Raw genomic sequence first — 21,211 nt, forward strand, 5'->3', positions numbered from 1 at the left:
AAAAAGTGCTTAAACTTTTGGCAAACTCTAAAAGATTATTAATCTTGTGCAATTTGCTAAGAAAAGAATATTCTGTAAACGAATTAACGGTGCTGGTTGGCCTGTCCCAATCGGCACTGTCCCAGCATTTGGCAAAAATGAGGAATGAGGGCTTGGTAGGCACACATAAACAAGGAACAATGATTTACTATCGTATTAATAAGCCAGAAGTTGAAGCTATTTTATCGACCTTATATTTAATCTACTGCAAAGAATAATAACTGTTCTTTACATAAGCATTGTCTAATGTATTGGGCATATAAAATTCAGTAACTGGATATTTGGTCAGGTTTTTTTAAACCTTATAAATAATTAAAAATTGAGATGTATATTTCAAAAGAACAATAGGGGAAAATACATAAGATGTTCATTTACCTGATAAAGGCCCAATGGGTGCGTATGGTGTTACTTCTCTTGCCCCAGTTGTTAATTTCATCAGCCCTATGGTCTGCTACAACACATCGAATCAGTTATCCGGAGGCAGTAAGGCTTGCCTTAAGAAATAGCCCCAAAATTGGCATCAGCACAGCAGATATAGACTCAGCTATGGCTGAAATAACTGAATCACGTGGTGCCGGATTACCTAAATTAAACCTCGAATTAAATGGGGCGCAGAGCAATAATCCATTAAATGTTTTTGGGTATAAATTAAGCCAGGGAAATGCTTCCTTTGCTGATTTTGGCGCACAACAATATACGGGGATTAACGCCATCAATACCAAACCAGAAGCTTTAAATCATCCTGGATATTACAATAATTTTAATGGTGGCTTTAAATTAACGGTACCTATTTATTCAGGCGGTAAAGCCAGTGCTCGATTGGAGGGGGCTAAGGCTTTACTAAGAGCGGCGCATCAAGGTGATGAGTCAGCACGCATGCAATTGGCTTATCAAGTTTTAGAAGCTTATGAAGGAGTACTTGCTGCAAATAAGATAATAAGTATTGCAAAAGAAAATGTTCAGGAAGCAGCAAGCTATCGTGATACAACTAAAGCGCTTTTGAAACTATCGGTGGTTATAGAAAGTGACCTATTACTGGCGGATAACTATCTACGAGCTGCAAAAACATCATTATTGAGCGCGCGCATTCAAGCTCAAAATCATCTTGATGAGTTCCAAATTTTAATTGGACGACAACAACAGGCATTCGTCCCTGGAAATCCCGTCTATTTCCCTGCAACTAAAAAGAAAATAGAACAGCTTCTGGTTGATGCAGTTAGGAATAACTCACAGTTGCGAGCCATTAAATCAACTATTGAGGCGAATCGTGCCAATATAAATTCCGCAAAGTCGGCAAGTAAGCCCCAGGTTAACTTGCAACTACGTCAGGATTGGAATGGAAACTCCATTGGTAGTGGGCTGCCCTCTAATTTGATTGCTCTTGGGGTTGATTGGCAGCTGTTTAGTTCTGGGGAGCAATCAGGCGCTATCAATAAAGCGATTGCAGAGGTTAAGAAAGTTTCTTTTCAGCTAGACGATGCATTAAATAGCCTTCGTCTTTCTATTATCCAGGCAAAACGCGCTGAAGAACTGGCAAAAATTGAGTATGTAAGCAATCAGGCCAATACAAGGCAAGGCAGGAGCATAGTTAATACACTTAAAAAACGCTATGGGCGTGGACTGGTTCCTCTGGGCTCCGTATTAGAAAGTCAAATGAGACTCACTCAGGCTCAAAGTCAATCCATACAATCCCAGTATAACCAGAAATTGGCACAGGGTCGTTTGTTATTGCTAACGAATCAACTCATTTCACACTCTGATAAATAAAGCATCACAAAAATGGGTATAACTAATTTGCAACAGAGAGAACATCGTGAATCAAACTTTCCCCAATAAACCTAAATTAAACAGCGCCGGTCGATTGGCGAAAATGTTCATTCATTCGAAGCTAACCGTACTTATTATTTTGAGCGCCTTATTATTTGGCCTAGTGGCATTGGAACTTACCCCAAGAACCTATAACCCTGAAATTATTGTGCCTGTTGTTACTCTTTCGGTCAGTCGCCCTGGAAGTGATGCCCACGAGATGTTGCAGCATATTGTAAGGCCATTAGAAGGACTAATGGCATCGATACCTGGAGTTGATCATACTTATGGCATGGCCATTGATGATAATGCCATGGTTACTGTTCGTTTTAAAGTCAATGAAAATGAAGAAAACAGTCTGGTTAAGGTCTACAACCAAATCAACAGTAATATGGATAAAATGCCTTTGGGTACATTAATGCCCCTGGTACGTTTGGTTAGTTTATACGATGTTCCATTATTAACGCTTACGCTTTCTTCATCTGATTCGAGTGTTCTAGAGTTGAGAGAAACTGCAGTCAGAGTACTGGAACAATTACGGACAGTGCCTCAAGTTGGAAAAAGCTGGGTGATGGGGGCCTCGCCTAAGGCATTGCGCGTGTGGTTAAATCCCCATCAAATGGCAGCTCATTTCATTTCTCTACAAAGAATAAAACAAGCACTTTCCGTGAATAATATCAGTATCAATGCGGGAAAATTAGAGCATGGCCTGCAGGATATTCCTTTGCGCATAGAGGGAAGTCTAATCTCTGATGAGGATTTGAGTAAAATTATCATAGGTACGGATAATGGCAAGCCTGTTTTGTTAAAGGATGTTGCACGGATTGAAGTAGGACCTGAAGACGAAAACATTCTATCCTATTTTTCCTTTGGGGCAGGCGCAGCAAACGAATCATCAGGAGTACTAAAACCGGCTGTAACCATTGCCATTGCTCGACAAAAAGGAAGCAATGGCGTTGAGGTGGCTAATGAGATTCTTGACCGTCTTAAACTTATTGAGAAAAGTGATTTATTTCCTAAAAATATTAAAGTTACTGTAACGCGAAATTATGGGGATGATGCTAATGATGCCGTGAATACTTTAGTAGAGCACTTGGGAATAGCCATCGCATCTGTGGTTATTCTGCTTATGTTGTTTTTAGGTTGGCGCGAGGCATCCGTTGTCATTTTTTCAATTCCGCTGATTTTATGTATTGTGCTTGGAATTGGTTGGTTGTCTGGACAAACAATTAATCGGATTACACTGTTTGCCTTAATACTGTCTTTAGGTCTTTTAGTGGATGACAGTATTGTTGTGATTGAAAATATTCATCGACATATGCTTGAAGGAGTTCAGCGTAATTTTGGAAGACTTGTTGTAACGGCTGCAAATGAGATTGGTAAACCAACAATTATTGCTACCTTTACGGTAATCCTTGCTTTAATTCCGATGGCTTTTGTTTCGGGAATGATGGGGCCTTTTATGGCACCCATCCCCTTTAATGCCCCTTTGGCAATGCTCACGTCCCTTCTTATTGCCTATACAGTGGTTCCTTATTTGGCTTATCGATGGCTTAAACGAAAGGCGCATCGATTAAATCTCATGAATGATAAGCCTTCTTCTGATAAAAAACAGGGGCATTCGGGTCTTATGCAAAGGATTTACCTATTACTTTTTAAAGCATTAGTCCAATCAGCTTGGAAAAGACATTTATTTTATGGGGTTATATTCCTGTCACTGATGCTTGTGATGTTGCAACCCTTGTGGCAGTTTATTCGACCATCAGGAACCAATGGTCCTTTAAGTCCATTAGGCGTTGAATTAAAAATGCTTCCGGATGATAACGTGAATACATTTCTTATCGAAGTAGATTCAGGAGCTAATGCAACAACAAAAAACACCTTACAGATTCTTCATGATATTTCAAAAGTATTGGCTAATAATAAATACATAACCAATTACCAGCTCTTTTTAGGTCAAGCAGCTCCTGAGGATTTTGCTGCCATGGTGCGAGGCGATGCACTGCAAAGCGGCAGTAATTATGCCCAGATTCGAGTTAATTTGATTGATAAACAGAAGAGAACTATTGGCTCTCATGAAATTACCCAAGCTGTTTATGAGTCCTTAGCGGATGTTCGTCAATCCTATCCGTTAGCACACATCAAGCTGTTTGAAAGCCCGCCAGGACCACCTGTTCGCTCACAAATGGAGCTTGGTTTATATGGGCCTGATTACAATGAATTAAGAGCATTAGGACAATACATTAGTTCCACTATATATCCTACGATTTATAAAATGATAAATAGTGACAATTCAGTGACTGAAAATTTGACGGAATACCGTATTGAAATCAATCGCAATGCCACCGTTAGTTCAGGTTTGGTTCCCAGCGCATTAGCTGATGAGTTAGTTGGGTACTTTAAAGGAGTTACGGTTGGCAGTGGGCATCAACCCGACTTAAGGGAGCCCGAAAATATTATTTTGCGTTTACCTGATAATCTGCGCAATGACATTACAGTGCTGGATAAATTGTTTTTACAAAACCAACAAAGCCAGCTTATTCCCTTGGCTAAGGTTGCAGAGTTTAAAAAGGGCATTCAGCAAAAACCCATATGGACTCGCGATCAACATCCTCTTGTTTATGTAACCGGAGAAATGCTGTTTTCAAGTCCGGCTTACGCAGTAGCTACAGTCACACATAAAGTGAATCACCTTAAATTACCTGATGGTACTCACTTAACGGTTGGTAATCTGGGCTTTCATGAAGACCAACCGCAGGACATCAGCAAAACCCAGCTATTCTGGCTAGGTGAAATGCGTTTAACGCTGGATGTATTTCGCGATTTGGGCTCTGCGTTTATTGTTGCCATTGTATTAATTTATATTTTGCTCACCGGCTTTTATCGCTCTTTTTTTATCCCCCTTATTATCATGGGCGCTATTCCTTTAACGGTTATTGGGGTGTTCCCTGGGCATTGGCTGATGCACCAGCCATTTACCGCAACTTCGATGATTGGGGTGATTGCCTTAGCTGGTATTGTAGTTCGTAATTCTTTATTGCTGATTGATTTTATCTTGGAAAACCAGCATGCTGGTGCATCTATTGAGTCTGCAGTCATGGAGTCAGGGGCTGTCCGACTTCTGCCCATTTTGTTAACTGCACTTGCAATTATATTAGGTTCATCGGTAATGCTTTCCGATCCGGTGTTTGGTGGACTGGCAATTTCACTAATCTTTGGTTCTTTTGCATCAACATTGCTGACTTTATTTCTTATTCCGCTTATTTATTTAAGTTGGTGGAGGAGGCGAAATTCTTAATTATATTAATTAAAGGAGTTATTTATGATCGTTGAACGTATTATTCGTATTGTTGCAGGAGCGCTGATTTTGATTTCATTGGCATTGGGGCTACCTCAAAGCCCTTTGTATTTCAGTCAATACTTTCTTTGGCTCACTGTTTTTGTAGGTGCTAATTTATTTCAAAGTGGTTTTACGACCTTTTGTCCTTTGGAGATCATTCTTAAGAAAATTGGCGTTGGAAAAGCCAAATAAAAGCGATTTAAAAATAGAATCGCTGTTCAGATATGTCCTGGTTGGGTAAGCTAATTAAATAGTGATTTATGGAAGATAAATAATTTATGGAAAAATACCGATATTGGCAGATTATCAAAATCCCATGGTGCAAAAGGTTGCGCTCGCGCTAACCCAAACAGAGTCTGATGTTGTAGGAAAAGTGCGATGTATTTTTAAATTTGTTCGTGATGAAATTAAATTTGGGTTTCCACCCGATGGGGATTGGGTTCCCGCTTCAAAAACGTTACAAATTAAAATTGGGCAGTGCAATACAAAAAGTACTCTTTTTTTGGCGTTATGCAAAGCACTCAATATACCTGCCAGAATTCACTTTTCTCTCATTAAGCGAGAAATCCAACACGGTGTATTTCCCGAATTTTTATACTTATTTTTACCACAACAATTATCACACTCATGGATTGAAGTTAATATTGATAATAAATGGTTACGAATAGACGGATATATTGATGATTTGGTCTATTTTCGTGGAGCAATTGACCAATTAACCAGAAGTGGTTGGGATATTGGTTTCGCTATAGCCTGTGACGAAGAAAAGCTTAGCCCAGAATTTAACCCTAATGAAGAAAAATTTGAACAGATGTGTGCGGTCACTGAAGACCATGGAGTTTGGAATGATCCAATAGAATATTATCAGTCAGGATTATATAAAAATAAAGCAGGCCTTTTGAAACAATTTATCTACCGATTATTTACTCCACTAGTAAATAATCGTATAGAAAAAATACGGCACATTTCAAAAAGAGCAGAAACTTAATTCCGTAGTTTTTATAAATGCACTATTCATTCTAATTTTTTCATTTAGTATTTTTTTCTATGCGTGCAATATCTTGGATTTATCATCATCTCAATTGCAAACATTAATTTTTGTACTATTGGTATTTACAGGACAAGGTACTGTATACCTTATTCACGAACATAACCATTTTGGGTGATCACTACCAAACTGTTGGCTTTATTTGATGTCTTAATCGTGACTTTATTCGCTACCAAAGGTATTCTGATGATGGCATGGCTATTAGCCCTATTTTAGTTGTTGGACTGTTGATTAGGGTGATTGCTTACTTATTTATTGCGGATTATTGTAAGGTTCGTATTTTTTCTTATTTTAATTTACGCTGATGGGGCAGTAATCATATGGTACAGTGTCATTTTTAAAATGAAATCTCAAGCAGCTAAATAGCTAATAGAATAATTAAATTATATATAGATGGCGGATAAATGGAAGAATCTGGAAAAGGATTGGGGACAGGGTTAGTATCAACAGCGGTTCATAACCCCCATCTTATTATTGTTGGCTGTATTATTGTTGTTTTGATGGGTATTCTGGCTATCTTTAATTTACCAAAAGATTTACTGCCTTCTGCAAATCTTCCCGCTATGCAGGTTATCTCCTCTTATCCTGGGATGCCAGTTACCGATGTAGAAGAGAACTTAACCGCGCGTTTTGAACGTAATACAGCACAAGCAATTGGCATAGAAAGACAGGAGTCCAAATCACTGGTTGGTGTCAGCATTGTTAAAAATTTTTTTAATGCAGGTGCTGGCCTTAATTCAGCAATGGCACAAACGACTTCTTTGGTTATGTCAGTCATGAGTCAATTACCTCCTGGAACATTACCTCCTTTAATCTTACCTTTTGATCCCATGGCATCAGTTCCACTTGCTCTTGTTGCAGTTAGAGGGAAACAAAGCATTGAGAAAATATATGACGTAGCACGTTATGATGTACGCAATACCATTCAAGCAGTTCCTGGAGCCATGGCACCTACCGTAATGGGGGGCCGAATGCGTGAAATAGTACTGTATCTAAATCCCAAAAAATTGGATGAATACAATTTTTCCCCCTTATCAGTACTGGATATAGTGGTTGGATTAAACACGTTTATTCCTTCAGGCGATATAAAAATTGGTAATTTTGACTATCAAATTACCAGCAATGGTTTGGTTGAACACATCTCTGAAATGAATGATTTTCCTTTGCGTGCGGAATATGGAGTCCCTGTCTATCTAAAACAGATTGGAGAGGCAAAAGATTCCGGTCAAATTCAAACCAATGTGGTCTTAATTGATGGGAAAGAGCAGGTCTATGTTCCTGTTTATCGTCAGCCAGGTGGTAACTCTATTCAAGTAGTTGAAGATGTAAAACAAGCTATAAAAAAGTCAATGAAGACATTAGAGGGCATTGATCTTACTTTAGTCGCTGATCAATCCATATTTATTCGTAAAGCAATCTCAAGCATCACCCAAGAAGCTTTATTAGGTGGTGGATTAGCCGCCATCATGATTTTTCTTTTCTTAGGTAATCCACGAGCAACTTTTGGTATTCTTCTTTCATTACCGCTTGCCTTACTTGCCGCAATGATTGGATTGAATGCTTCAGGACAAACAATCAATGCAATGACCTTGGGAGGGTTGGCTCTCTCAATTGGGGTATTGGTTGATAATTCGATTGTAGTACTGGAAAATATCAGCAAGAAACTTGAAAAAGGGCGTTCGGCAAAACAAGCGGCTCTTGAAGGGGCTTCTGAGGTAGCCATGCCAGTACTCGCCTCAACGTTAGCAACTTTGGTGGTCTTATTTCCGGTTGTATTTTTAACCGGGATTATAAAAATATTATTTGCAGCCCTTGCTAAATCAGTCATGTTTGCCATGATAAGTTCTTTTTTGATTGCAATGACCGTGATGCCGCTTTTTGCTTCACGTTTTTTGCATCATTCTGCGCACACAAAACTACCGAGTTTTTTGGTATGGCCGCAAAAAGCAATTTATCACCTTACTGAGTTATACGGTAAAGGATTAAGCATTGGGTTGAAGTACAGTAAGATTTTTTTAGCGGCGGTAATTGCTGTCTTTATCGCAGGTATGTCACTAATACCTTTTATTGGTACAGAACTATTCCCTCGCGCAGATGCAGGAAGTTTCATTGTGACCATGCGAGTTGCTTCGGGTACGCGCATTGAAAAAACCACGGAATTTTCCAAAGAGATAGAAAAAAAATTACGCCTGTGGATAGCTCCCAGTGATCTCGAAATGATTATAACAAATGCTGGAGTTGAATATGGTTTTCCGGCAGCGTTCACCCCTAATGTGGGTACCCAGGATTTCTTTTTTAATATTGCACTGACAGAAGATAGGCAATATACCACGCAACACTATGCCAAAATCATTCGCGAGAAGATGAGAGAACTCTATCCTAAGGTACAAATTGGGGTTGAACTAGGCGGGTTATTAACTTCTGCATTAAATTATGGGCAGCGGGCACCGATTGATGTGCAAATTGAAGGTAGAGACATTAAAGAAGAATTTAAAATAGCAACAAAACTTGCAGAAGACATTAAAAACATACCTGGGGCCGTTGATGTTCGAGTACAAGAACGCTTTGATGCACCTTTTATTAATTTGGATATTGATCGCAAAAAATCGATGGATTTGGGTATTTCTACAGATGAGGTGATAAAAAACGTAGTCAGTGCGGTTACTGGAAGTGCTACTTTTGCATCAAAAGTAATCTGGGTCGATCCCAAAACAGGAATCAATTATCCTATGGGTGTGCAATTTGCAGAGCAACAAGTCTCTTCGTTTAAGCAATTGGCAAATATTCCGATTCGCGGACATGATAGAGAGCGCGTTGTTCCTTTAGAGCGCTTGGCTACAATCACTCAAACCACAGGCCCTATTCAAATTAATCACGTTAATTTTAAACGGGTAACGGATATTTATTTAGACGCACAAGGCCGAGATGTAGGAGGACTTTCTCAAGAGGTACAGAAAATAATTGATAAAACGACTTTACCTGAAGGGTATTCCATTACCATCCGCGGGGAAATACGTGAAATGAAAGATTCTGTTAAATCCTTAGGTGGAGGATTTTTATTAGCAGCGACCTTAGTTTATTTGATTTTAGTCGTGCAATTTCGTTCTTTTTCTTTACCCTTGGTGATTATGGTGACAGTGCCATTGGGAATAGTTGGTATTGTGCTGATGCTGGTAACAACTCATACCTATTTCAGTATTCAGGCTGCGATTGGTGCTATTTTTATGATTGGTATTGCTGTAGCTAATGGAGTGTTGCTGATCGAGTTCATTTCTTATCATACCAAACTAAATGACCATTTAGATTCAGGGATTGTGGCTGGGGCCAAAGAGCGGTTACGCCCGATTTTAATGACATCCCTTGCTGCTATTCTTGGTTTAATTCCAATGGCTATTGGTATTGAAAAAGGTTCTGAAGCCAATATTCCATTGGGTAGAGCAGTAATTGGAGGTCAATTATTTTCTGTGATGCTGACACTGTTTGTTGTTCCAATTTTGTATCGCATGTTTTTTGCAAAAGCCCATAAGAAGGCCCGAGGACAACACCATGAACAATAAACCAATCATTTGCCTGTTAATCTTTTTAAACTCTATCTGTACGTCAATTTGGGCTGGCAAAAAACACATCATGAGCACTGAGGAATTATTGCGATTGGCGGCAAAAAACAGTCAATCCATTACCCAGGCCCAATTAAAGGTTTTAGTGACAAAAAAAGATATTGACGTTGCCAAGGCCCCTTATTTTCCCATACTTAATGCAGAGGCTATGGATAGTGCAGGCTTTCCTGGTTCATCTGCCTGGATTGGTGAAGAAGGACTGATTGGATCGCCATTTCGTTCTGGAATTGCTGGAGGAGTGGTAGCCAAACAGTTAGTTCTAGATTTTGGACGTACTGCCGCTGATGTTAGAGCTGCTCATGCCCAGGTTGCAGTATCACAACAAAGTACTCATGTTACCGCTTATGAGGTAAAAGTTTTGGCACTACAAGTCTTTTATCAATGTGCAAAATTCAAAAAACAACGCGATATTTGGGCACGGCTTGCCAAAGAATCCGCGATTATCAATCGAGAAGCAAAACATTTTGTTAAAACAGGTCAGCGCTCGGTTGTTGATACTTATTTGTCTGATTCTCAAACCGAGGAAGCACGTACTGCCTATGCTTATTTTGAAAAGCGTGTGGAAGGGAGTATTAATGAGCTTGCAGTTATTACCGGAGTTCCTGCTCGTACTTTTGATTGCCCTTCTTTATCGAATCAATTAATTGATTCGCTTAATCCTCAAAGTCGTATTAATGCTAGTCCTTATGTAAAACGTGCTGTGGCTGGAGCGAAGCTTGCTCAAGAACAATTAAAGCGTGAACAGGCCGATTCAATGCCTAAAATTGTGGCTATAGCCAGTGCTGGAGGAATGGCAAAAACGCACTTGGTTAACAGGGAAAATTATGCTGTTGGTCTTGGCATCATGATGCCCTTATTTGATTTAAATATTAGTAGCCGAATTAAGCGTGCACAAGCAGAGGTTTTAGTGAAGCAGCAAGACATTGCAACGCAAAAGCAATTTTTAGAGGAAATGAATGCGAAGTTAGATCAAATTATCATGGCCTCAGGTACCAGGTTAAAACATCTAAATATTGAATTAAATATTGCTCAGGAAGGGTTTAAAGTAGCTAAAAGACGCTATTTTAAACTTGAAGGTGATTTGGTCGATTTGCGAGAGGCATGGAGAAATTTATCACGAGCTGAAACGACAATCGAAGATGCTCGTAGCGATCTGCTTCAAGCCAGCGGGGCAAAGGCATTATTAAATGGAGGCGAATAAATGTTGCTATTTGAACAATAGCTTTTGTAATTTTTGTATATAATTAATAAGTTAACTCCAAGGATAGTCATGATCTACAAGCACATTTGCTCAAACATCAACAATAGGATTTGAAACGAAACTAATTGAGATGATTGCGTTTAAAGGAGAAGTTGCTGATAAACTTATGGAGGAGGCAAAATCATGGCCTGCTGATTTAATAGTTATTGGTACGCATGGTCGTCACAGCTTTAATCATTAATTGATGGGAAGTGTAGCTGAAGGGGGTATTCGAATTACAATGAGGCCTGTATCATTTATCCGAAGTAGGTGAGATGATTTAGTTTAGGGTACCAATACAACCAGCGCTATATGAATTACATCCTTTGCTTTGGTGGTACAGATATAATTTCTTCTTTTTCCACATTTTTTAACGCCGAAAGCGCATCTTTGAAGGCTTGTTGCTGTGTTGATTTTAAGGGGGCTTGTTTAATCCAATGGTCTATTGATAAGGTAATAATGGATTTAAATATATAATCCACTACTTTTAAAAATTTAGTTATATGACTATCTGGATTGGAATTTAAGGTACTTTTTATCGATTCTTCATTTAATTTATCTCTAAATCGTTCGAGCCTCTCTGGCGCAGTACCCGCTAAGTTCATGGTTTCATCAAGAGATTGAAGTGCATCATAGCTTGAAATTGTTACTTTAAGTTCAGTAGATTCAGGATTCTTCTTAATCGCGTTAATCAGTACATTAACACAAAGCGCTCTTTCACTAAAATATCTTTGATATAATTCAGGTTTTTTGAGGGCCTGGTCGGTTATTTGTTGGATTAATTGCTCCAGCGTTCGCTGAGTAATACTGCGGAGTTCTGCAACCGTATTTTTAGCAATCATATCCTTGCGCTCTGATTCGTTAACTATAGGACTTATTTCGTAGGTAGCGGCCATGATTGATTTTTGACTTTTTTGTATCTCTTCATCTTCCACGTTGTCCGCTAGCGGCTCTAAAGCCTCCTGAAATTGCTCCTCTCCTAGAACAACGGAGAAAAGATTGATTCCCTTCGTCAAGGCATCCATTTTGTATATAGCATTTTTATCAACTGGCACTGCGCTGACTATCTTCTCATATGCTCTAATTCGTCCCTCAGAGAGGATTGCGACTAAACGTAGATCAGGTATTTCTTGTTCATCGATTTTAATGGCTAATTTCATTATTTTCTTGCGCAGATCATCCAAACCCATGCCAGGATATTGTTCTTGAAGGAATGCTCCAAAATCAATAAATGCTTGAGTTACTGCAACTTGATCTTTGAGTGCTTGAGAAATTAAGTCTATATAGTTGACCACATTTTCTTTTACGTTGTTTTCTTGAACCGTTGATTTACGCACCATGATTAGCGCAAAAAAAACACCATGTTTAAAATATAGTACATTATTGATATGAAATTATTATAAATGTAGACAAATAGTATTTCCGACTTCGCGTACTCGTTCACGTTTTTGTACTTCAACTTATGGAGTATCAGGGAAGGAAATTCAGTATTTAGGTGCTAGACTTAGCTATAAGGTCTACTATGGATGCAACCATTAATGTCAAAAAAAGTGGGAAAACCAATTCTTATCGATCTGGCATTACAGGGTGGTGGGGCTCATGGAGCTTATACTTGGGGCGTGCTTGATCGTTTGCTTGAAGAGCCTCGGTTGTTAATTGAGGGAATTTCAGGAACTTCCGCCGGATCAATGAATGCAGCGGTTCTCGCGAGTGGTTATGCAAGTGGCGGAGCCGAAGGGGCTCGAGAAGCTTTGGCTGAGTTTTGGAAACAAGTCGCTGAGGCTGCACGTTTTAGTCCTTTTCAACGAGGACCGTGGGATATCCTTTCTGGAAATTGGACTATGGATTTTTCCCCTTCATTTCTAGCGCTTGATTTAGCTACGCGCCTTTTTTCTCCCTATGATCTCAATCCGGCCGCTCTTAATCCCTTACGTGAGATCTTGATGGGGATGATTGATTTTCCTGCACTAATAGAATCCCCCCTTAAATTGTTTATTACCGCAACAAATGTTAGAACAGGCCGCGGAAAAATTTTCAGAAATAAGGAAATTACAGCAGATGTCCTTCTTGCCTCTGCTTGTCTCCCGTCAATGTTTCATGCCATCGAGATTGATGGAGAGGTTTATTGGGATGGTGGGTATACAGGGAACCCCACCATTACGCCTCTGGTGCAGGAGTGCGAGTCCAGTGATACCATATTGGTACAGATAAATCCTGTTGAACGGCCAGGTACGCCAAAGACGGCACGTGATATTCTTAATCGACTAAATGAGGTGGCTTTTAATGCAACGCTGATGAAAGAACTGCGGATGATCGCCTTGCTAAGGCAGACTGTTAATTCTGATTCAGGAGAAGGGGCGCGCTGGGCTAAAATGCGTATTCACCGAATTACCAGTTCCAAAATGGTTGAATTAGGCTATTCTTCGAAATTGAATGCCGAACGGCCTTTTCTTGACATGCTTTTTGAGGAGGGCAGAGCTACCGCGGAGGTTTTTTTAACTGAGCATGGAAACGCCCTCAATAAATATTCTACTTTTGATTTGGATGCGCTTCTCTAAAGGGAATTGCAGCACGAAAAGCGGTGTCAGGCACCTATCCTAAAATCGTCCTGTATCTTGGGTTTCTCTTTCATGCTGGCTGATGCTTTTGGGAAGAAATTTAAGCCCCGTTGTTGATAGGTTTCTTTATCCAAATTTCGAGAAGGAGAGGGCGCTGCTGTCGTTAATTTATTGCGAAGACTAATTTTAAGTAGCCCTTGTCCTCCATTTCTTTGTAAAGGAGTCTCATAATTAAAACGTAACTCTAAGTGTTCTTCGGCAGTAAGTTCAAAGTTGTAGGTTGCAAGCATGCGGAATAAGGCGAGCACTTCAGTCATTGCGATGCGAAGACCGGGACAACGTCTGGCTCCAGTTTTAAACGTTAATAATCCTCCTTCTTTTTCCATGGCGCCAGGTTCATAAGCGATTGGTGTCTTAGCAAAAAAATGAGCATTATAAAACTCACCAGTAGTCGTTTTTGGCCCCCAACGTTCAGGAAAAATATCTTTGGCACTTATTATGGTTTTACCGAAAATCTCGTGCCCAGCTTTAGAAAGAGCAATGTCAGGAAAATGCATTGAATGTGTATGTACACTTTGCATGGGAATAAATATCAGGGCACCGGCAGGTAACGTAAGCGATATACCATTGATATTCAAAGTGACTGTTTCGTTAATAATTTCTGGCACAATGGGAGCAGGAGGTGATAATCGCAAGGCTTCTAGCAAAACGGCTTCCATGTAGGATAATTCTCCCTTATCCCATGGAGAATGTAATTCGAAGTGCTCACCTACGGCGATTTTCTTGTGCAGTTCTTTTTTTATTAAAGCATAAATACGTTTGTCTTGAAGAGCGATTTTTAAGGCGGTGATTAAAGCTGTTGCTGTGGCATCAAACCCTAGTAAGGGAATGAATAGACTTTCATTAATAACGTCTCTTATCAGGGAAGATAGTAGATTGTTATCTAGATGTTCTTTTGAATACTCGATTAGAAATTTGCATTGTTCTGCTGTTAATTTGGTTGTAGATTTGATACCTACTTGTTCCAATTGACTTGTCACTTTGGGGTTCATCAAGACTCTTGCTACGAGCAAATAATTAAGCCAACTCTGCTCTGTAATTAATTGTTCGGTAATTTCTTCTGACGAAAAAATAAGCTGGCACCCTAGAGCAAATACTTCATTTCTTAATAGGATTAGATTGCTTTTCTCTTCTTCTTTAATGGGTTCTAGGCTAAATAAGCAGTCGATTAATTCTTTAGTTAATTTAGCGTCATAAAGTTTTTCAAATGGTTTAATAATCGCTTCACCAAAATAAGTTGCCAGCAATACTCGCCGAGAGAGTTTATCCATTACGTTACTAAGAGGTTGGCCTTGAGCCCCTTGTTCTAATTCATATTCTTGAAAAAAAGCAGCGACAATTTTGGCTACTTGGGGTCTACTGGTTTCATTGCGCGAAAGAATAGATCTGCGAATCATTGCATGAGTTTCGCTACCTAGCTTAGAAGACATCAAATTATCGGGACCTAATATAATTGCCAAGCGATGAAAAAATTGTTTTTGTCCAAATTTTTTTTCATTAGTTCGTGCATAAAGTTGTTGAATTGCTGCTTTGTTTGAAAATACATATACAGGTGTTAAATCAGGTAATCTTAAATAGCCTATACCGGAACCTTGTTTATCCAGAGAGCGAGAGCCTAGATCTGCAATAAACGTCATAAAACGGGTTTGTAATGGTGCTTTAGCTGCCGTGGAACTGGTTTTTAAAGTGGCAATATCTTTTATAAGTGAAAGATAACTAGTTGCTGAAGGATAGGTTATTTTTGCCGCGCTCTCTTGCTGATATAATTGATAAATTCGTACTAGCACTGCAGTGCCTAAAATAAAAAATAACAAAATAATCATAAGTTTCCACCTTGTATGTTATACGGGACAGTGATGCACCTCTCGCAAATAATCCTTTTCGCCAGCATCCCTGAGCAGCGGTTCTGAGATTACAAGATTATTAAACAATTATTAAGCAAGTTATTCAAATATATTTTATTATTACTTTGTGGAAAAATATTTGTGCTGTTGTGTGCGGGTGAGATAGGCGACTGATATGCTTATATTCAAAGCATCAATATTAAATTACATTCATCTATTGGATTTAATGAGCTACCAGCCTAGACTATAACGGTACTCCTAAATGCGATAGGTCTACAGAATAGTGCATGGCAAGCAGTGTTGTTCCGTTGGTGGTTGAGAAATAGGTACTGTGGTTGCTGGACTTGCAAAAAATGTTGCGGAAGAGGCACCTAACTTAGGTGTCTCTTTACTTCCCAATGCTTCATCTACTAATTTCCTGCGTGCTAATTCAAATTCTACCTGTTCTTTTTCTATCACCTGACAAAACCTTTCTTTAATCGAAAGGCCCCATACTTTAATCAGGGCCGGTAAAGCTTCTTCCTCGGAAGTAGGGTAGTTCCCAGATTTATTATTGGCCAATAGTAAGTTGCCTTTTTCAAAGTAAAGCTCTCCCCCGACAATGTCTTCTTCCGCATGTGGACCGGCTAAAAACGCATGTCCTGATTTATGTGCATCTTCTCTTAATAAAAACAGCCCGTTTTTTAACGTAATGAAAATATAACTAGAAGTGAGAATACGAGAAAAAGGTTTTTTTGGCAGCGGTTCTTGTTGTTCATTAAAGCAGGCTTCAATTTCTTCAGGAGTATACTCTAAAAACAAAAATGCGCTTTTGCACTGATAATAACGCTCTTCTTTTTTAAATAAAAATACCCCAATTTTCATGCTATTCCATAGAGCCCGTATCTCTGATAGTGAACCAATTAGTTGATAGCCTTTTCTGGAAAAAATATCTATTTTCACTTGAGCATGGGCTATATCCGCGCGTTGTTTAACGTGAATCAACATTGGTAATCCTTGTGGGGAAATATTTGATGTTATAAATCAGTGTAGCAAGTACCGAATAGGACCGCAATGTAATACATAGTCCCTTAGATTTTATCCTTATAAACTAATTAAGAATTACGTAATTGTCTTTTAGCAAGCTTATTAAAAATGTGTTTGGGGAGCAGTAGCCAATAATGACCTTTATTTTTCATATGTTCCCCAAGAAATGTTGCAATTTTACCGGTGCCCCAATATATATCGCCACGCATGAATCCACGAATTGCCCCACCTGTGTCTTGGGCGATCATAAGCCGTTGAAATTGTTTCTCATTATTTTGTTGTACATCGGGTCTTTTGGTATCCAACCAAAGCGGTGCGCCAAGTGGTATCCATTTTTTGTCAATGGCTAAGGAGTAACCTGGAGTCAAAGCCATATCTTTAGCGCCCATGGCCATGGGTCTTTTTAGGTTTTCAAAAAAAACGAAGGATTTATTCTTGTGTATAATATTATTTGCTTTATCCGCGTGATTCTCTAAATAACGTATGATAGCGGTTTTGGATGCATTATCCTTAGTCAAGATTCCTCTATCGATAAGTACCTTTCCAATTGATGTGTATGGAGCACCATTCTCGCCAGCATATCCTAAATAGAGCTTTTTACCATTCGTTAATTGAATAACTCCGGAGCCTTCTATTTCCAAAAACAATCGTTCAATAGGGCTGTGGATCCATGCAATGACCGGTGCCTTTTTCTTAAGAACGCCATTATCTATTTGCTCACGCGTATAATGACGCTTATGTTTGTGCTTTGGTAATCCATAAATTGGTGTACTGTATTTAGATGTTTTCTTTAAACTACCGTTCAGTTGCGGTGCATAATACCCTGTAAATAAGCCATGAACCGGTTTTTTTTGTTCAAATTCAAGGGGATGAAACCATTTTTCAAAAAATGTTCTTGCCGTGTCTTCTGAGATGGCTTCAAGCGCCAGGGCTGCTTTGCATGCTGGATGCCAGTCTCCAGCCTTTAGTTTGATAAGTTTGGAGCCTGTTGCATGAGATGGTTCCTGTTTCAGGAATGCCTTACATGACAACTGAAATGCGGATAATGATTTCTTAACATCTGCTTTATCCCAACCTGGTAATTCGTCAAAAGATACTTTGGTTAATGCGAGATTGTTTGAGACACGGCTTTTGATGACGACCTTTTCTGTTGTTCGTTTTGGAGGAGGGATTTTGGGAGTCGCCACTTTCTTTATAGGCGCTATCTTTGAAGGTAATGTCTGAGTTTGAACTGTTTCTTTGGTTGGGGGGGCTATTGCCTTGCGAACCTTTTTATGCAACAAAGGTCCATCAATGCTGAATGTAAGAAAAAAATACCAATTAGTGTGCAAATTAATTTACTGTTCATAGCTGGAGCAAATTTTACACAAGATAAAATTTAAAGCAACTTTTTTGAGATCTATTTTCAAAATCAGATCATTGAGATTTGTTTTTGATCTTGTTTTTGGGTGTTTTTTTTCATAATGCTAAGAAAATGGTCTGAGTTTAAAAAACACAACTACACCAGCAAGTGTTTCTTGCTCTAATGGCATAAGGATAGTGCCTAAGGGTATAAAGTAGTGGAACAAACAAATTGATAATAAAATTCACAACCAGGAAACATTAAATGATATCATAATGACATTAAACAGCAGGCACATAGCACAGGACTTTATAAGGAGTATGAATTATGCCTTTAAATGATATTTTAGTTCCCGCACTAATTGAATCAATAGAAGAAATTAATAGTGCTGTCAGAGATCAAAATCAGTGTGTTTATATAGAAGGTAATACCTTTTTGGAAACTCTGGATCATAATAACCAGGTTTATATGGTAAGAGAGGGGTATGAAATTCATCCTCTTCTTAATTCTTTTAAAAATTCAATTAAAAATAAGGCGACTTTTTTTCAGAAACATTATCAGACAGCCGCGGATAATGTAGTTGCTGAACAATGTAGTCCCTGTGTTACCCTCTGAAAATATATGAAATTCTAAGGCTATTGACGATAAATTATTAAACTGACGTTATGGATAAGCAATCGAGAGGTAGAATAAGAAATATCTTAGCTTAACTACACTTATTCATATATGACGTTAAAATAACGTTTGAATAAGACGTTCGTGCTATATCCGGGTTTCGCTGCGGTGCGCCCTGGCTACTATTATGTTCAATAACTTATTTTTTCCTTTTCATTGTTTACATACGATAAATCTTCGAGATCCATTGACTCTAAGGTTTGTTGGAATTCTTTCATCATAATGAATGCGGTAGCGGTTTTTATTTCTTTGTATTTATCCGCATCTTTCCGTAATGAATTAATGGCTGATGACAGTAAATGATAAGCTTGTTGTGGGGTGGTATGCTCAATTGGCTCTAATTGCCCTTTTAGCCTTATCATGGTTTGGGTAAGGAGAATGCGATGAGACGGATTTGAGGAAAAAAAAGGTAAAGAGGAGCTTTTTGTTTGATCTCTTGCTATGGCAATACTGAGACTATCAATTAGTTTTTTCATCAATTCTTTTGGATCTTCATTATTATTCAATGTGCTATGTAATTTTGATAGATCTTGTTTCAATGCATATTGTTTGGGCAGTAAGCGATTAAAAAAAGAGGGGCCTGATAAATATGAATTTTGTATGTTTGTTTTTTTTTCACTTGGCCTGTTCGCAGATTTGCACTCATTTTTGGTCAATATATTCTTTAGCTGCGTTTGCAAATTTATAAAGATCATGCATTGCTCAGATATTAATTTTATATTCTCAGCTTGTTCTGTAGTAAGGTTATCTTGCGTAGTAAGTTGATTTTTCTTATCAGAAAGTGATTTAATTATTTCATTGCCCCAATAATGAACTTCTCCTGCTTTTTTTTCAATCTCATCTGAATTGTCATTATCGGCTCTTAATTGAATCAATTCTTTTAATTTTACATAATGATTGTGAAAAAGCCCCTGGATTTCACTCGTGCTATTTAAATTCGTTCGCCTAATAGCCTCATCCCATTTATCAAGTAATAAATAATTAGGTGAAAAGGTAAAGCGAATTTCATATAAGGGGATAGCCTGAATTCCCTTGGGGACGCATATTTCTGTGGAACGAAATGCAGATAGCCCATCAATATCCTTAGATAAAGCAACATAGGAATTAAAGCCTTCAGGTGGATTTTCCTGATCTTTAATTGCTGGGTTTTTGGCTAATAAAATTACTGGATTACCAACATAGACGCGGGAAAGCAGAACCACACGTTCGGCAGCAGTCATCGTTTTTTCATCATAACAGAAGCATTGCTCTGTCTTATCGCATTGGCTACAGCGCGCAAACGTTGCTGCCTTCGACAATTCAGGAGTAAAATAAATTCCCTTACCTAAAGGCCCATATCCGTTACCAGTCACGAAGCGACAACGTCCCTCATCAAAACCATACCGCATAATTAGTGGGGATGTCTCACTGGAAGTACCATGGTAAAGTAGCATTTCTCCAGCGGCTAAATCAATGTCGGTGGTTTGAATTGTTTGCATGGATGAGGCGAGGGATTCAGGTAACGGCCTGGTTAATTTTTTTTCTCTTATGTCCTCGAATTTTTTTTGAATGCCCGGATTATTTAGCTTTTTAACTAAGGTAACTTTGGTTTCATTGTCTTCTCCGCCAAACTGTGCCACCTCGCCTTTAATTTCTTTCATAACTTGAGAAAGAAAAGCAGTAGGGCCTTTTGAGATGGCACTGCCAAGTCTGGATGGTTCAAATCGCATGGACGCTTTATAGTTATCGTGGGCTTGTTGACGAAATTGGCGATCAAATTGACTGGTTAAAACATCATCTAGTTTCTGGGTGTAATGAATTTGGATGGGTGTTTTTTGTAAACGAGATTTCTCTTGTAATTTTTTAAACAATTCTTGTTGATAATGATTTGGTTTAACACCTAAAAGGAAGGCATCGTTTATTTCATTTTGTTCAATTGCGAAAAAAAGAATAGGTAACTCTTGTTCATTAATCGTCCGATTGGTTAAATCTAATTCGCCAGTTGTATTAATACGCTGGATAAGTTTTTCAAACTCAAAACTGAGTTCAACAATGTTTTTATCCAGCCTCATATCGTACATATTTAAAGCCCTCAATCAATACACAATGTGCGTATTTACCATTCTATACTTTCATTATTAAGGCTTTATGATGTACTTATTATTTAGTTTTTTAAGTAAGTGCTATTCTGGCCTGGCCTTGTTATTTACAAAATTTTTGCTGCGCTAATCCACTGGATTCTCATAGTGTATTTTGCGCTGATTAATAGGCTTGACATGTTGTGCTCGCACTCATATTAATTCTTTAGCATTTAATTCAAGGGAGTTTGAGTTAGTTCAGTTGCTTTGTGTAGATGAGATTGGTTTGATTTGATGCTTATTTATTTTTCGGCTTTTTGACTCGATGCATTTTTACTTTGAATTTTTTAAGTATCGAGTCATTTAAATGAGAATAATTAGGATATTAAACGAGTTTAATTGTTCATGATCGTTTCATTGTGGATTACCTCTTTAATTTTACTATACCCCCACAAGCACTGCCATTAAGTTAAGGATTTTATACTCCAAATTTCTCAGAGCCTGTCGGCGGGGATCCATTCCTCACTGGCTATAATGCCAATTCATGGATGGTTTCCCG

15 protein-coding genes are annotated in these 21,211 nt (G+C 38.6%); 10 read left to right on the forward strand and 5 right to left on the reverse strand.

Going from position 1 to position 21,211, the window contains the following annotated elements:
• The 8 genes from LDG_RS03225 to LDG_RS18815 form a co-directional block, all read left to right on the forward strand.
• Nucleotides 1-257 (forward strand): ArsR/SmtB family transcription factor (locus LDG_RS03225; protein ID WP_040534320.1); only part of this gene is annotated, 257 nt, incomplete at its 5' end.
• Between the two features lie 145 nt (nt 258-402).
• Nucleotides 403-1,806, forward strand: a complete 1,404-nt coding sequence (locus tag LDG_RS03230) for a TolC family protein (protein WP_006869707.1) — start codon at nt 403-405, stop codon at nt 1,804-1,806.
• A 46-nt stretch (nt 1,807-1,852) separates the two neighbouring features.
• Nucleotides 1,853-5,143: an efflux RND transporter permease subunit gene (locus LDG_RS03235; protein ID WP_040534322.1), complete on the forward strand. Its 3,291-nt coding sequence runs from the start codon at nt 1,853-1,855 to the stop codon at nt 5,141-5,143.
• A gap of 24 nt (nt 5,144-5,167) precedes the next feature.
• Entirely contained in the window at nt 5,168-5,377 is a 210-nt protein-coding gene (locus LDG_RS03240; protein WP_006869709.1) for a YgaP family membrane protein, read from the forward strand.
• Between the two features lie 124 nt (nt 5,378-5,501).
• Nucleotides 5,502-6,173, forward strand: a complete 672-nt coding sequence (locus tag LDG_RS03245; protein WP_267878836.1) for a transglutaminase-like domain-containing protein — start codon at nt 5,502-5,504, stop codon at nt 6,171-6,173.
• A 464-nt stretch (nt 6,174-6,637) separates the two neighbouring features.
• A complete protein-coding gene (locus LDG_RS03250) occupies nt 6,638-9,790 on the forward strand; it encodes an efflux RND transporter permease subunit (RefSeq protein WP_006869711.1) in 3,153 nt (1,050 codons plus the stop codon).
• Nucleotides 9,780-11,051 carry a TolC family protein gene (locus LDG_RS03255; protein ID WP_050805512.1) on the forward strand — a complete coding sequence of 424 codons (1,272 nt, stop codon included), beginning with the start codon at nt 9,780-9,782 and terminating at the stop codon, nt 11,049-11,051. The genes LDG_RS03250 and LDG_RS03255 overlap by 11 nt, the downstream gene beginning before the upstream one ends.
• Before the next feature lie 130 nt (nt 11,052-11,181).
• Entirely contained in the window at nt 11,182-11,292 is a 111-nt protein-coding gene (locus tag LDG_RS18815) for a universal stress protein (RefSeq protein WP_083821370.1), read from the forward strand.
• Nucleotides 11,293-11,407: 115 nt separating this feature from the next.
• Here LDG_RS18815 and LDG_RS03265 read toward each other — a convergent pair whose 3' ends face one another.
• On the reverse strand, nt 11,408-12,430 hold the full coding sequence (locus LDG_RS03265; RefSeq protein WP_006869713.1) for a hypothetical protein: 1,023 nt from the start codon (nt 12,428-12,430) through the stop codon (nt 11,408-11,410).
• A 198-nt stretch (nt 12,431-12,628) separates the two neighbouring features.
• On the opposite strand from LDG_RS03265, the gene LDG_RS03270 reads away from it, so the two are divergent.
• Nucleotides 12,629-13,648, forward strand: a complete 1,020-nt coding sequence (locus LDG_RS03270) for a patatin-like phospholipase family protein (RefSeq protein WP_148263492.1) — start codon at nt 12,629-12,631, stop codon at nt 13,646-13,648.
• 26 nt (nt 13,649-13,674) lie between these two features.
• Here LDG_RS03270 and LDG_RS03275 read toward each other — a convergent pair whose 3' ends face one another.
• The 3 genes from LDG_RS03275 to mltA form a co-directional block, all read right to left on the reverse strand.
• The gene (locus LDG_RS03275; protein WP_006869715.1) at nt 13,675-15,531 is read right to left on the reverse strand and encodes a cytochrome P450; all 1,857 of its coding nucleotides are present in this window, start codon (nt 15,529-15,531) and stop codon (nt 13,675-13,677) included.
• 294 nt (nt 15,532-15,825) lie between these two features.
• Nucleotides 15,826-16,539: a hypothetical protein gene (locus LDG_RS03280; protein ID WP_006869716.1), complete on the reverse strand. Its 714-nt coding sequence runs from the start codon at nt 16,537-16,539 to the stop codon at nt 15,826-15,828.
• Between the two features lie 107 nt (nt 16,540-16,646).
• A complete protein-coding gene (mltA, locus tag LDG_RS03285) occupies nt 16,647-17,858 on the reverse strand; it encodes a murein transglycosylase A (protein ID WP_006869717.1) in 1,212 nt (403 codons plus the stop codon).
• Nucleotides 17,859-18,247: 389 nt separating this feature from the next.
• On the opposite strand from mltA, the gene LDG_RS03290 reads away from it, so the two are divergent.
• Nucleotides 18,248-18,535, forward strand: a complete 288-nt coding sequence (locus tag LDG_RS03290; RefSeq protein WP_006869718.1) for a hypothetical protein — start codon at nt 18,248-18,250, stop codon at nt 18,533-18,535.
• Between the two features lie 191 nt (nt 18,536-18,726).
• On the opposite strand, the gene LDG_RS03295 is transcribed toward LDG_RS03290, so the two are convergent.
• Nucleotides 18,727-20,655 (reverse strand): poly(ADP-ribose) polymerase family protein, encoded by a 1,929-nt coding sequence (locus LDG_RS03295; protein ID WP_006869719.1) that lies wholly within the window; start codon nt 20,653-20,655, stop codon nt 18,727-18,729.
• Between the last annotated feature and the right edge of the window lie 556 nt (nt 20,656-21,211).

It is taken from the genome of Legionella drancourtii LLAP12, assembly GCF_000162755.2.
Classification (GTDB): Bacteria; Pseudomonadota; Gammaproteobacteria; order Legionellales; family Legionellaceae; genus Legionella; species Legionella drancourtii.

What these genes read in the sequence shown, in the direction of transcription:
- LDG_RS03230 (WP_006869707.1), top strand. Translation starts at nt 403, where the DNA reads ATGTTCATTTACCTGATAAAGGCCCAATGGGTGCGTATGGTGTTACTT.
- LDG_RS03270 (WP_148263492.1), top strand. Translation starts at nt 12,629, where the DNA reads ATGTCAAAAAAAGTGGGAAAACCAATTCTTATCGATCTGGCATTACAG.
- LDG_RS18815 (WP_083821370.1), top strand. Translation starts at nt 11,182, where the DNA reads ATGATTGCGTTTAAAGGAGAAGTTGCTGATAAACTTATGGAGGAGGCA.
- LDG_RS03275 (WP_006869715.1), bottom strand. Translation starts at nt 15,531, where the DNA reads ATGATTATTTTGTTATTTTTTATTTTAGGCACTGCAGTGCTAGTACGA.
- LDG_RS03255 (WP_050805512.1), top strand. Translation starts at nt 9,780, where the DNA reads ATGAACAATAAACCAATCATTTGCCTGTTAATCTTTTTAAACTCTATC.
- LDG_RS03290 (WP_006869718.1), top strand. Translation starts at nt 18,248, where the DNA reads ATGCCTTTAAATGATATTTTAGTTCCCGCACTAATTGAATCAATAGAA.
- LDG_RS03240 (WP_006869709.1), top strand. Translation starts at nt 5,168, where the DNA reads ATGATCGTTGAACGTATTATTCGTATTGTTGCAGGAGCGCTGATTTTG.
- LDG_RS03245 (WP_267878836.1), top strand. Translation starts at nt 5,502, where the DNA reads ATGGTGCAAAAGGTTGCGCTCGCGCTAACCCAAACAGAGTCTGATGTT.
- LDG_RS03280 (WP_006869716.1), bottom strand. Translation starts at nt 16,539, where the DNA reads ATGTTGATTCACGTTAAACAACGCGCGGATATAGCCCATGCTCAAGTG.
- LDG_RS03265 (WP_006869713.1), bottom strand. Translation starts at nt 12,430, where the DNA reads ATGGTGCGTAAATCAACGGTTCAAGAAAACAACGTAAAAGAAAATGTG.
- LDG_RS03295 (WP_006869719.1), bottom strand. Translation starts at nt 20,655, where the DNA reads ATGTACGATATGAGGCTGGATAAAAACATTGTTGAACTCAGTTTTGAG.
- LDG_RS03250 (WP_006869711.1), top strand. Translation starts at nt 6,638, where the DNA reads ATGGAAGAATCTGGAAAAGGATTGGGGACAGGGTTAGTATCAACAGCG.